The sequence below is a fragment of the Kribbella sp. NPDC054772 genome (genome assembly GCF_053611945.1).
In genome coordinates this window covers 45,871-58,490 of sequence record NZ_JBSHBJ010000034.1, presented here as the reverse complement: position 1 = coordinate 58,490, position 12,620 = coordinate 45,871, and the positions used below count along the sequence as shown (strand labels likewise).

At 69.7% G+C, this 12,620-nt stretch carries 9 protein-coding genes; 7 read left to right on the top strand and 2 right to left on the bottom strand.

The window, feature by feature from the left end:
• Positions 1-20 precede the first annotated feature (20 nt).
• The 3 genes from ACWGID_RS34545 to ACWGID_RS34535 all read left to right on the top strand — a co-directional run bounded on the left by ACWGID_RS34545 (position 21) and on the right by ACWGID_RS34535 (position 3,437).
• On the top strand, positions 21-809 hold the full coding sequence (locus ACWGID_RS34545; protein ID WP_452203540.1) for an SURF1 family cytochrome oxidase biogenesis protein: 789 nt from the start codon (positions 21-23) through the stop codon (positions 807-809).
• A complete protein-coding gene (locus tag ACWGID_RS34540; RefSeq protein ID WP_452203539.1) occupies positions 739-2,580 on the top strand; it encodes a glycoside hydrolase family 15 protein in 1,842 nt (613 codons plus the stop codon). Before ACWGID_RS34545 ends, ACWGID_RS34540 begins: the two co-directional genes overlap by 71 nt.
• A 101-nt stretch (positions 2,581-2,681) precedes the next feature.
• Entirely contained in the window at positions 2,682-3,437 is a 756-nt protein-coding gene (locus tag ACWGID_RS34535; protein ID WP_452203538.1) for an SDR family oxidoreductase, read from the top strand.
• Positions 3,438-3,541: 104 nt separating this feature from the next.
• On the opposite strand, the gene ACWGID_RS34530 is transcribed toward ACWGID_RS34535, so the two are convergent.
• Positions 3,542-4,015 (bottom strand): carboxymuconolactone decarboxylase family protein, encoded by a 474-nt coding sequence (locus ACWGID_RS34530; RefSeq protein WP_452203537.1) that lies wholly within the window; start codon positions 4,013-4,015, stop codon positions 3,542-3,544.
• A 65-nt stretch (positions 4,016-4,080) separates the two neighbouring features.
• On the bottom strand, positions 4,081-5,169 hold the full coding sequence (locus ACWGID_RS34525) for a DNA polymerase domain-containing protein (protein ID WP_452203536.1): 1,089 nt from the start codon (positions 5,167-5,169) through the stop codon (positions 4,081-4,083).
• Positions 5,170-5,329: 160 nt separating this feature from the next.
• Here ACWGID_RS34525 and ACWGID_RS34520 point away from each other — a divergent pair, with 160 nt between their 5' ends.
• From ACWGID_RS34520 to ACWGID_RS34505, 4 genes are all read left to right on the top strand, one after another.
• Positions 5,330-6,925 (top strand): M4 family metallopeptidase, encoded by a 1,596-nt coding sequence (locus ACWGID_RS34520; protein ID WP_452203535.1) that lies wholly within the window; start codon positions 5,330-5,332, stop codon positions 6,923-6,925.
• A 105-nt stretch (positions 6,926-7,030) separates the two neighbouring features.
• A complete protein-coding gene (locus tag ACWGID_RS34515) occupies positions 7,031-8,770 on the top strand; it encodes an FAD-dependent oxidoreductase (RefSeq protein WP_452203534.1) in 1,740 nt (579 codons plus the stop codon).
• Positions 8,763-10,127: an adenylate/guanylate cyclase domain-containing protein gene (locus ACWGID_RS34510; protein WP_452203533.1), complete on the top strand. Its 1,365-nt coding sequence runs from the start codon at positions 8,763-8,765 to the stop codon at positions 10,125-10,127. The genes ACWGID_RS34515 and ACWGID_RS34510 overlap by 8 nt, the downstream gene beginning before the upstream one ends.
• Positions 10,128-10,209: 82 nt before the next feature.
• The gene (locus ACWGID_RS34505) at positions 10,210-12,597 is read left to right on the top strand and encodes a lamin tail domain-containing protein (protein WP_452203532.1); all 2,388 of its coding nucleotides are present in this window, start codon (positions 10,210-10,212) and stop codon (positions 12,595-12,597) included.
• The last annotated feature ends 23 nt before the right edge of the window (positions 12,598-12,620 follow it).

Here is a 12,620-nt window from a genome sequence, read left to right as displayed (position 1 = left end):
GTATGGCTTAAGTTCGAGACGTGGTCCGCTTGATGAATGTCCGCTGGGTAGCCGCCGCGCTGGGAGTCCTCCTGCTCGCCGCCGTGTGCGTGCAGCTCGGTCGCTGGCAGTTCCACCGCCTCGACGAGCGCAAAGCGCGGAACGAGGTCACCAGGTCCAACCTGGCCGCCGCGCCCGCGCCGATCGACCAGATCGTCGGGCCGCAGGGCGTCGTCGGTGACCAGCACGCCTGGCGCACGGCGGTCGTCAAAGGCCGGTACGACGCCTCGAAGCAGGTGATCCTCAAGTACCGCAACGTCCAGGACAAACCCGGGTTCGAGATCGTCACGCCGCTGATCCTCGCCGACGGGAAGGCGGTCCTGGTCGACCGCGGGTTCCTGGCGCGGCAGAGTTCCGAGCTGATGCCGACGCACGTTCCCGCCGTACCGACGGGTGAGGTCACGGTCACCGGCCGCCTGCAGCGCAGCGAACGCGGCGGCCACACCAACGGCGGCACCCCGGACGACGGTACGGCGCGACTCATCAACGGGCCCGACTTCGCGAAGGTCCTCGGGCTGAACCTGTACGACGGGTACCTGACCGTCGACAAGCAGGAGCCGGCCAACGACGCCGCGTTCAGCGGCTTCCCGGGGCCGGAGATCGACGATGGTCCACACTTCTTCTACGCCCTGCAGTGGTTCTTCTTCGCCCTGCTGGCCATCGGTGGGCTCGTCTACTTCTCCCGACAGGAGGCGCGCGTTGGCAAGTCCGCGAAGCAGGAACCAGAAGCCGCCGACCGGCCGCAGGCCCACGCCGGAACGCCGGATTGAGGACTATGCGCTGATCGGTGACCTGCAGACCGCCGCACTGGTGTCGAAGCAGGGATCGATCGACTGGCTGTGCTTCCCGCGCTTCGACTCGCCGGCCTGCTTCGCGGCGCTGCTCGGCAGCGACGACAACGGGCACTGGCGGATCGCACCCCGGGCCGCGGACGCGGTCAGCAACCGCCGGTACCGAGGCAACACGATGGTCCTGGAGACCGAGTGGACGACGCCCGGCGGAACGGTCCGGGTGATCGACTTCATGCCACCACGGGATGCCGCACCGGACGTCGTACGGATCGTCGAGGGTGTCAGCGGGTCCGTGGATCTGCGCTCCGAGCTGAAGCTGCGGTTCGACTACGGTCACGTGGTCCCGTGGGTACGGCGCTCTGATGGTCAGGTGGACGCGATCGCGGGTCCGGACGCGGTGTCGTTGCGGTCCGACGTCCACCAGTACGGGCGCGATCTCACGACGTACTCGGACTTTCGGGTCTCGGAGGGCGACCGGGCCTGGTTCGTGCTGACCTGGCATCCGTCGCACCACCCGGTGCCGGAGCCGACGGACGCGCTCGGGTCGCTGGAGCCGACCGAGTCGTTCTGGACGGAATGGGTCGCGCGCAGCACCAGCTCGATCACCGTCGGCGAGGAGGTCACCCGCTCGGTGCTGACGCTGAAGGCGCTCACCTATGCGCCCTCGGGCGGCATCGTCGCGGCGCCGACCACATCGCTGCCGGAGATGCTCGGTGGCGGGCGGAACTGGGACTACCGGTACTGCTGGTTGCGCGACGCAACGATGACGCTCTCCGCGATGCTGCGCTGCGGGTACAGCGACGAGGCGCACGCCTGGCGGGACTGGCTGCTGCGCGCGATCGCGGGCTCGCCGGAGGACCTGCAGATCATGTACGGCGTGACCGGTGAACGCCGGCTCCCCGAGTTCGAGGCCCCCTGGCTGCCGGGGTTCGCGGACTCGGCACCGGTGCGAGTCGGGAACGCGGCCGCGGAGCAGCTGCAGATCGACGTGTACGGCGAGGTGATGGACGTCCTCGCGCTCGCCCGGGAGGCCCAGATCGGGGCGACCGACGAGGCGTGGGAGGTGCAGCACGCTCTGATGCGGCACCTCGACGAGGTGTGGGACCAGCCCGACGAAGGGATCTGGGAGGTCCGCGGCGGGCGGCAGCACTTCACCTACTCGAAGGTGATGGCGTGGGTGGCGTTCGACCGGGCTGCACGGGCGGTCGAGCGGTTCGGGCTGCGCGGGCCCGCGAAACAGTGGCGCGCGCGGGCGGACGAGATCCATCGAGCGGTCCTCGAGCAGGCGTACGACGCGGAGCGGAACACGTTCACCCAGGCGTACGGGAGCAAGGCGCTCGATGCCGCCGTATTGCTGATCCCGCAGGTCGGGTTCCTGCCGGCCGACGATCCGCGAGTGGTCGGGACCGTGGACGCGGTCCAGCGGGAGCTGGCGGCGGACGGGCTGGTCCGCCGGTATCTGGCCGACCACACCGACGACGGGCTGACCGATGGCGAGGGGACGTTCCTGATCTGCTCGTTCTGGCTGGCCGACGCGCTGGCGATGACCGGGCGGGTCGGCGAGGCCCGGGACCTGTACGACAAGCTCGTTGCCCTCCGCAACGACGTCGGACTGCTCGCGGAGGAGTACGACGTGACCACGGGCCGGATGCTCGGGAACTTCCCGCAGGCGTTCTCGCACCTCGGTCTGGTGAACACCGCGTGGCACCTGACCACCGCCGAGTCACCATTACGGCGCTCGGCGTACTAGGAATCGCCCCGCCTGGGAATCGACGCCGCCGGCGCGGGTTCTTGCCGTCGGCCACGAACTGTCGAGGTGCGCTCCGGGGTGCGGTGCGGCAGGATGGTGACGTGGACCTCGGACTGCGCGATCGCACCTACATCGTCACCGGCGCCAGCGCCGGACTCGGCTTCGCCACCGCGAAGGCCCTTGCCGCCGAAGGCGCGCGGCTGGTCATCTCCAGCCGCAACGAGGAGTCGATCGCGCGGGCCGCCGCCGAGCTCGGGCCGAACGTCGTCGGGATCCCGGTCGACAACGCCGAGCCGGACAGCGCGGAACGGCTGGCGGCGACCGCGGTCGCGAAGTGGGGCGAGCTGCACGGCGCCCTGATCAGCGTCGGCGGTCCCCGGCCCGGCACCGCGCTGGACACCGACGAGGAGGACTGGCGGGCGGCCTTCGACAGCGTGTTCCTCGGCGGGCTGCGGATCGCGCGCGCCGTCGCGCGGACCGGCGCGGAGGGTACGTCGATCGCCTTCGTGCTGTCGTCGTCGGTGAAGTCCCCGATCAACGGGCTGGCGATCTCGAACGGTCTCCGCCCCGGCCTGGCGATGGTCGCGAAGACGCTCGCCGACGAGCTCGGCCCGAACGGCATCCGGGTGAACGGCCTGATGCCGGGCCGGATCGCCACCGACCGCCTGAAGGAGCTCGACGGCAAGGGCGGCGACCCGGACGCGGCCCGGCGGGCCTCCGAGAAGACCATCCCGCTGCGCCGCTACGGTGACCCCGACGAGTTCGGGCGGGTCGCCGCCTTCGTCCTCTCCCCCGCCGCCTCCTACCTGACCGGCACGATCATCCCGATCGACGGCGGCGCACTCCGAACCATCTGACCGTGAGCGGCGGACCGCCAGGCCATCACAATCCGGTTCTCCCCGCGAGAGTCACGCTTAGCGCGGCGCTTCACCGGCGATTGTGATGGCCTGCAGATCCGCACTCACCCCCACTGGCCCGGTACGTAATCGCCGGCCGGCTGCTGGGTGATGATGTTGATGCGGTTCCAGGTGTTGATGCCGGCGATCGCGATGACCAGGGCGGCCGCCTGGTCGTCGTCGTAGTACTTGGTGACGTTCAGCCACACGTCGTCGGGGACGCCCCCGGCGGCGTCGGCGATCCGGGTGCCGGCTTCGGCGAGCGCCAGCGCGGCGCGTTCGGCGTCGGTGTAGACGGTCGCCTCGCGCCAGGTCCCGACGAGGTTGATGCGGACCGCACTCTCGCCGTGGTGTGCGAGATCCTTCGAATGCATGTCCACGCAGACCGCGCAGCCGTTGATCTGGCTGACCCGCAGGTCGATCAGCTCGATGGTGCTGAGCGGAACACCGGCGTCCAGCGCGACCCGCGCCCCCGCGTTGAGGTGCTTGATGAACTTGCCGATCACCGGGTTGGTGAACAGGTTCAGACGAGCGTCCATAAGGGTGTCTCTCCTAGCGAGTGAACGTGTTGACACCCCACCCGACGAGACAGGCTCACGAAGTGTCAGTCCGGGATCCTGTTGCCCTGTTCGTCCCAGTGCTCGGCAACCTTCTTGCTCGGTTGCACGCGCGGCGGCTCCCCCGGCATCTTCGGATAGTCCGGCGGGAAGTTCAGCTCGCCGCCGGGCAGGTCCTCCCACAGCCGCAGCAACACGTCGAGCGAGTACGACGTCTCGTCCATGTCCGCCCACGGGTCGCCGTCGGCGAGGTACTCCGGAACCGTGTGCAGGTTGAACGCCCGCGGATCGTCGACCTCGGCCAGCCGCTCCCAGGTCAGCGGAGTACTCACCGGGGCTCCCGGTCGCGGCCGCAGCGACCAGGCGCCGGCGACCGTCCGGTCACGCAGGTTCTGGTTGAAGTCCAGGAAGATGGACGCGTCGCCGCGCTCCTCCTTCCACCAGGCCGTGGTGACGCCGTCGTCGCGCCGCTCGAGCTCCCGCCCCAGGCCGATCGCGGCGTGCCGGACCTCGTCGAAGGACCACTCCGGCCGGATCCGCACGTAGATGTGGATCCCCCGGTTGCCGCTCGTCTTCGGGTATCCGCGCAGCCCCAGCTCTTCGAGCAGTTCCCGAGCGACGCCGGCCACCCGCCGGGCATCCGCGAAGGTCGCGCCGGGCTGTGGATCGAGGTCGATGCGCAGCTCGTCCGGACGGTCGAGATCGCCCTTCCGCACCGCCCACGGGTGGAACGTCAGCGTGCCCATCTGGGCCGCCCAGACCACGGACGCGATCTCGGTCAGGCACAGCTCGTCGATCGGCCGGTTGTTCGGCGTCAGCACGCGGCAGGTCTCGAGCCAGTCCGGCGCGCCCTTCGGCAGCCGTTTCGAGTAGAACCCGTCACCCGTCTGGCGGCCGACCGCGTCCACCGACAGCGTCATCCCCTCGCGCCATCCGCCGGGCCAGCGCTCCAGCGCGACCGGGCGGTCGCCGGAGGCGTGCATGAACGCCGACCGCACCGCGATGAAGTACTCGCACACCTGAAGCTTCGTGACCTCCGGAGCCCAGTCGGTCGCCTCGTACACGATCCGCTCGGGGCTGGAGACCCGGACCTCCCGGTCCCCCGCGGTGACGACCACCGCCGTGCTCTTCGCCATCCCGTGACGGTATCGCCCCGGACCGACCAATTCCGTCGGCCACAGGGCGGAAAGGCAAGTTTTCTCGACCCCTGGCCACGCCACGTGACCGAGCGGTAACGTTCCAGCACCTCGTTCCTGGGGCGTGAGGCCCCCGGGACACCTGACAAGGAGCGCGAGGATGAACAGATCCGCCCTGTTCGCCGCTGCGACTGCAGTGGCGACCACCACCGCCCTCGGACTGACCAGCGCCACGACTGCCACCGGTGCTCCGGCGGCGTCACCTGTCCCCACTCCCGCTGCGGCCGTCGCCGACGCCAAGGCAGCGGTCAGCAAGAACCTGACCGCACTGCGGGCCACCACGGCCGACGCGTTCGTGGTCAAGGACGTGATCGTCGACAAGGACGGCAGCAGCCATGTCCGGATGGACCGCACCATCGGCGGCCTCCAGGTCCTCGGCGGCGACGTCGTCGTCCACCAGGCCAAGGACGGCGCCTTCAAGAGCGCCAGCCTGACCCTGAGCCGGAGCGCGAACGTCGCCCGTACGCCGAAGGTCAGCGTCGCGACCGCGACGTCCAAGGCGCTCACCAAAGGCCTGAAGACCAAGGGCAAGCCGAGTCTGGTGATCGAGGCTCGCAAGGGTGCACCCCGGCTGGCCTACCTGGTCACCACGGCCGGCACCCAGGTCGACGGTACGCCGAGCCGCGTCACCACCACGATCGACGCCCTGACCGGTGCGAAGCTGGTCAGTGAGCAGCACATCGAGACCGCGACCGGTGACGGCAAGAGCCTGTACTCCGGCACCGTGCCGCTCCAGACGAGCACGGCGACCGGCGGCTTCACGCTGACCGACGCGACCCGCGGGAACGGCTTCACCGCCGACGCGAACAACAAGACCGATTCGATCCTGTGCCAGCTGTTCCAGCTCGGCTGCCCGACGCCGACGAAGTTCGTCGACGCCGACAACCACTGGGGTTCCGGCAGCAACGCGGACCGGGCGACGGCGGCCGTCGACGCGCACTACGGCGCCGCGACCACGTTCGACTACTACAAGTTCGTGCACGGCCGGAACGGCATCTTCGGCGACGGCAAGGGCGTCCCGAGCCGCGTCCACTACGGCTCGAACTACGTGAACGCCTTCTGGGATGGCAAGCAGATGACGTACGGCGACGGCGACAACGTGGCTGCCGGTCCGCTCGTCTCGCTCGACGTGGCCGGCCACGAAATGTCCCACGGCGTCACCGAGCACACCGCGAACCTCACGTACTCCGGTGAGTCCGGTGGCCTGAACGAGGCGACCAGCGACATCTTCGGCACGATGGTCGAGTTCTACGCGAACAACACCTCCGACCCCGGTGACTACTACATCGGCGAGAAGATCATGAAGGACCGCCAGGCGCTGCGCTTCATGGACAAGCCGAGCCGGGACGGTACGTCGCCGGACTGCTACTCCTCCGATGTCGGCAACCTGGACGTGCACTACTCGTCCGCGATCGCGAACCACTTCGCCTACCTGCTCGCCGAGGGCACCGGCGCGAAGACGATCGGCGGTCTGCCGCACAACTCGCCGACCTGCAACGGCTCGACGCTCACCGGCATCGGCCACGACAAGCTCGGCAAGATCTGGTTCCGCGCGCTGACGACGTACATGACCAGCGGTACGACGTACGCGCAGGCCCGGACCGCGACGCTGAGCGCGGCCACCGACCTGTACGGCGCGAGCAGTGCCGAGCGGGCGGCGGTCGCCGCGGCCTGGTCCGCGGTCAGCGTGAACTGACGCTCTAGAAGGGTTCGCCGGTCCTGTCCCTCTGGGGTGGGCGTGGCCGGCGAACAAGCGTTTTGGCCATTGCCACCACGGTGGCGCGGACCTACCGTCACAAGCATGGGTGGGGAACCCGGAGGCGCTGTCCAGGCACGGCCGCAACTGCGTGCGGCCCGGCCGTTGCTGCTGGTCGTCGACGCCGACCCGGAGCGTCTGGAACGCTGCGAGACCGAGCTCGACCGAGCCTTCGGCGTGGATTTCAGGGTCCGCGGAGAGCTCACCGCCGACGCCGCGATCACTTGCCTACAGCAAGCACACGGCTGGGAACAGCGGGTCGCGGTGGTGCTCGTCGACCAGGCGCTCGCCGACGACGACCGGGCCCGGGTCCTGGCGACCGCCCGGACCGCGCACCCGGACGCGCGCCGCGCGCTGCTGATCGAGTGGGGTGCCTGGGCCGACCGGACGACGGCGTCGGCGATCCTGTCCGCGATGTCGGTAGGCGACATCAACTACTACGTGCTCAAGCCGTGGACCGTCCGCGACGAGTTGTTCCACCGGACCGTCGCCGAGTTCATCCAGGAGTGGTCGCGGTACGAGGTCGCGAACCTGCGGGAAGTGGTCGTGATCGCCGCGGAGAACTCGGTGCGCGGTCAGGCGATCCGCAGCCTGCTGGCCCGCAACGGGATCCCGAGCGCGTTCCGGCCGAGTGGCTCGAGTCTCGCGACCGACGCGCTGGAGTTCATCGGCGAGCCGGACCCCGGTCCTGGGGTGCTGGTCTGGATGCCGGCGATCGGCGGGCCGGTCCTGCACGACCCGACCGATGCGGAGATCGCCGAGGCGTGGGGCGTACCAACGACCTTGGAGTCCGAGGACAGTGCGTTCGACATGCTGGTGATCGGCGCCGGTCCGGGCGGGCTGGCGGCAGCCGTGTACGCGTCGTCCGAGGGGTTGCGAACGCTCGTCGTGGAGCGAGAGTCGATCGGCGGGCAGGCCGGGACGAGTTCGCTGATTCGTAACTACCTGGGGTTCTCGCGCGGTATCCGCGGGTCCGAGCTGGCGCAGCGCGGATATCAGCAGGCCTGGGTGTTCGGAGCGCATTTCGTGCTGATGCGCACGATCGAGAAGCTGGAGCAGCAGGACGGTGAGTTCCGCGCGGTGATCGGTGACGTGGGCGAGGTGACCGCGCGGGCCGTGGTCCTGGCGATGGGCGTGTCGTACCGGCGTCTCGAAGTACCGGCGCTGGAGGCGCTGGTCGGGAACGGCGTGTACTACGGCGCGAGCGTGTCGGAGGCCCACGGGTTGACGGGCCGGGACGCGTGCGTGGTCGGCGGCGGGAACTCGGCCGGACAGGCGGTGATCCACCTGGCCAAGTACTGCCGGCACGTGCTGCTGGTGATCCGCGGCGAAGACCTGACGGCGAGTATGTCGCAGTACCTGATCGACGCCATCGACGCGGCGGAGAACGTGACCGTGCGGGCGTCCAGCGAGGTCGTCGACGGTGGCAGTGACGACGGGCGGCTGCAGCACGTGACGCTGCGGGACCGCCGGACGGGCGCCGAGGAGTCGATCCCGATCGACGGGCTGTTCGTGATGATCGGTGCGGTGCCGGGGACCGACTGGCTGCCGGATCAGGTGGCGCGCGACCAGCGCGGGTTCGTGCTCACCGGTGCGGACGCCGGCGTGAATCCGTCGTGGGACGCGGGCCGGCCACCGCAGCCCTACGAGACGACGTTGCCCGGGGTCTTCGCCATCGGGGACGTCCGGTCGGGTTCGGTGAAGCGGGTGGCCTCGGCCGTGGGTGAAGGGTCTGTGGTGGTGTCACAGATCCACGCCCATCTCAAGGTCTCGGCGGATGGCTGATCGGGGCTTCGCCTACACACCGGCCATGGTCGGCCTGACCTCGCTGGTCCTCCTCGTCCCGATCGTCGGCCTCGGTCTACTGCTCGGAAGATCCCAGCTCGACGTGCACTGGGAACACCATCCGACGCATTTCTGGCTGGTGCTGCTCACCGCCGCGCTGGCTGCCGTGCTGGCCTACGCGACCGGCGCTGCGGCGCTGCGTCGTGGTGATGCGCGCGTGTTGTTCGTATCGCTCACGTTCCTGTCCGCGGCCGGGTTCCTGGGGTTGCACGCACTCGCGACACCGAAGGTCCTGCTCGACACACCCAACGCCGGCTTCACACTTGCGACACCGGTGGGTGTCGCACTCGGGTCGGTGTTCGCGTTCCTCTCGAGTCTGTCGATCTCCGGCGTCAAGTGGGGCCGAAGGCTGCGCGCGGGACTGCTCGTCCTGATGGCCTTGTGGGCGGCGGCATCGGTACTGCGGTTGCCGCCGCTGCACGCCACGTCCGTCCCGGAAGTTGCCGACGGCATCCTCGCGACGCTCGCCGTACCGGCCGTCCTCCTGTACGGCGTGACCGCGGGCCGCTACCTGCGGACGTGGTGGGACCGGCCGTCGCTGATGCTGCTGTCGATGGTCGCGGCGTTCGTGCTGCTCGGCGAGGCGATGATCGCGCTGGCGTTCGCCCGGAACTGGGCGCTGTCCTGGTGGGAGTGGCACGCGCTGCTGTTGCTCGCGTTCGTGCTGGTCGTCGCCGGGGTGCGGATCCAGTGGTACGAGGAGCGGTTCGCGGACCTGTACCAGGAGGACACGGTCTCCGGACGGCGCGAGCTGAGCGTGCTGTTCGCGGACCTGGAGGGCTTCACGACGTTCTCCGAGAATCACGACCCGGCCGAGGTCACCACGATGCTCAACACGTACTTCGAGGTCGTCGTCCCGCCGGTGGTCCGGCGGCACGGCGGCGACGTGGACCGGATCATCGGGGACGCGCTGATGGTCACGTTCAACAAGCGCGGGGACCAGCCGGACCACGCGGTCCGGGCGGCCGCGGCCGGGCTGGCGCTGCAGGAGGCGGCGGCCACCGTGCGGGCCGCGCATCCGAACTGGCCGCGGTTCCGGGTCGGGATCAACTCCGGCATCGCTTCGGTGAGCCTGCTCGGCACGGAGGGCGGACGCACCCACACGGTCATCGGCGACACGGTGAATGTCGCGTCCCGGATCGAGGGCAAGGCACCCGGCGGCGGCGTGGCGATCGGTCCGGCGACCAAGGCACAGTTGCCGACGGCGCGCACCGAGTCGCTCGGGCTGCTCGCGCTGAAGGGCAAGGCCGAGCCTGTCGAGGTGTACCACCTCATCGAGCTGCCGCCGCGCGAATGATCACCCGTGCCTTTCGCACGCACACCGGCTGTTCATGTGTTGGCCCTTGGAACGGCCCCTTGCCGGTGTGAGAATCCGGGCCATGTCTGCCCTGAACCAACCGCGGCGCCGCCTGGGCGCCGTAGTGATCTCGACGAGTCTTCTCGCCTCCGGGCTGGCGGTGGCGATCGCCGCCGCGCCCGCGCAGGCCGCTTCGACCGATGTGGTCGTCACCGAGGTGTACGGCGGTGGCGGGAACAGCGGCGCCCCGTACACCAACGATTTCGTCGAGCTGACCAACAACAGCTCGGCCCCGATCGACGTGAGCGGCTGGTCGATCCAGTACGCCTCGGCGAGCGGTAGCTCCTGGCAGGTCACCAAACTGACTGGCAGCATCGCCCCGGGTACGGCGTACCTCGTCCAGGAGGGTGGTGGCGCCAACGGTCAGCCGATGCCGACGCCGAACGCCACCGGGACGATCCCGATGTCGGCGACCGCCGGCAAGATCGCGCTGGTCACGAACCAGACCGCACTCGCCTGTGGAGCGACCTGCCACGCCGACCCGGCCGTCAAGGACTACGTCGGCTACGGCACCGCGAACGACTCCGAGACCGCGCCCGCGCCGGGCCTGTCGAACACCACCTCGGCCGCGCGGACCGACCCGGCCAAGGACACCGACAACAACGGCGCCGACTTCGCCGCGGGCAACCCGTCGCCGGGCACGCTGACCGGTGGTCCGGCCGAACCGCCCGTCGACGCGAAGATCCACGACATCCAGGGCGCCGCGCACCGGTCGCCGCTGGAGGGCAAGCAGGTCACCGGCGTCACCGGAGTGGTGACCGCGAAGAGCAGCAACGGGTTCTGGTTCCAGGACCCGCAGCCGGACGACAACCCGGCGACCAGCGAGGGCCTGTTCGTCTTCACCAGCACCGCGCCGACAGTGTCCGTCGGCGACGCGGTGACGGCCGAAGGATCGGTCGCCGAGTTCCGCCCGGGCGGCTCCGGCGGTACGACGAACCTGACCACCACCGAGCTGACCAACGCGAAGATCACGGTCACCGGGACCGCCGCCGTACCGGCAGCGACGATCGTGGGTCCGGGCGGACGGGTACCGCCGTCGACCGTGATCGAGGACGACGCCGCCGGTGACGTGGAGAAGACCGCGACCGCCTTCGACCCGGACAGCGACGGCCTGGACTTCTGGGAGTCGCTCGAGGGGATGTGGCTGGGCATCAACCAGCCCGAGGTCACCGGCCCGACGAGCTCGTTCCGCGAGCTGTCCGTCGTACCGGCGGGCTCGAGTGTGCGGACCGTGCGCGGCGGCATCCTGCTGCAGAAGACCGACAGCAACCCGGAGCGGGTGCTGCTGGACGACGTCCTGACGCCGATCCCGGACGCGAAGACCGGCGACAAGCTGGCCGGCACCGTCACCGGTGTCCTGGACTACTCGTTCGGGAACTTCAAGTTCCTGCCGACCACGACGCCGACCGTGGTCGACGGTGGGGTGAAGCGGGAGACCACCAAGGCCTCGTCGCCGGTGCAGCTGTCGGTTGCGACGTTCAACGTGGAGAACCTCGACCCGTCCGACGGTGACGCCAAGTTCGACGGCCTCGCGCAGGCGGTCGTGCACAACCTCGCCTCGCCGGACATCCTCGGTCTCGAAGAGGTGCAGGACAACGACGGTGCGGTCAACTCCGGTACGACGGCAGCGGACAAGACGCTGAGCATGCTCGCGGCCGCGATCGTGAAGGCGGGCGGGCCGCAGTACACCTGGAAGCAGATCGACCCGGTCAACAACGCCGAGGGCGGTGAGCCGGGTGGCAACATCCGGGTGGCGTTCCTGTACCGGGCCGACAAGCCGGTGAAGTTCGTCGACACCCCGGGCGGCAGCCCGACGGCCGCGACCACCATCGTCACCGACCGCGCCGGCCGGCCGCACCTGAGCTCGTCGCCGGGCCGGATCGACCCCGCGAACCCGGCCTGGGCCGCGACCCGGGTGCCGCTCGCGGGCGAGTTCAAGTGGCACGGGCAGACCGTGTTCGTGGTCGTGAACCACTTCAGCTCGAAGGGTGGCGACGACCCGCTGTGGGGCCGGTTCCAGCCGCCGGTGCAGTCGAGCGCGCCGAAGCGCCACCAGCAGGCCGCTGTGGTGCGCGGCTTCGTGGACCAGATCCTGGCGAAGGACAAGGGCGCGAACGTCGTCGTACTGGGCGACCTGAACGACTTCGACTGGTCGGAGACCGCGGACATCCTGGTCGGCTCGGGCAAGACCGCGCTGGTCGACCTGCCGCGGACGCTGCCGCTGAAGGAGCGGTACTCCTACGTGTTCGAGGGCAACAGCCAGATCCTGGACCAGATCCTGATCTCGCAGAACCTGCGCCCGGCCTCGGCGTACGACGTCATCCACATGAACGCGGAGTTCCCGGACCAGATCTCCGACCACGACCCGCAGGTGGTGAAACTGATCCCGCTGCCGTCCTGGGTCCGCTAACGCCACGCTTACGTCGTCGGCCC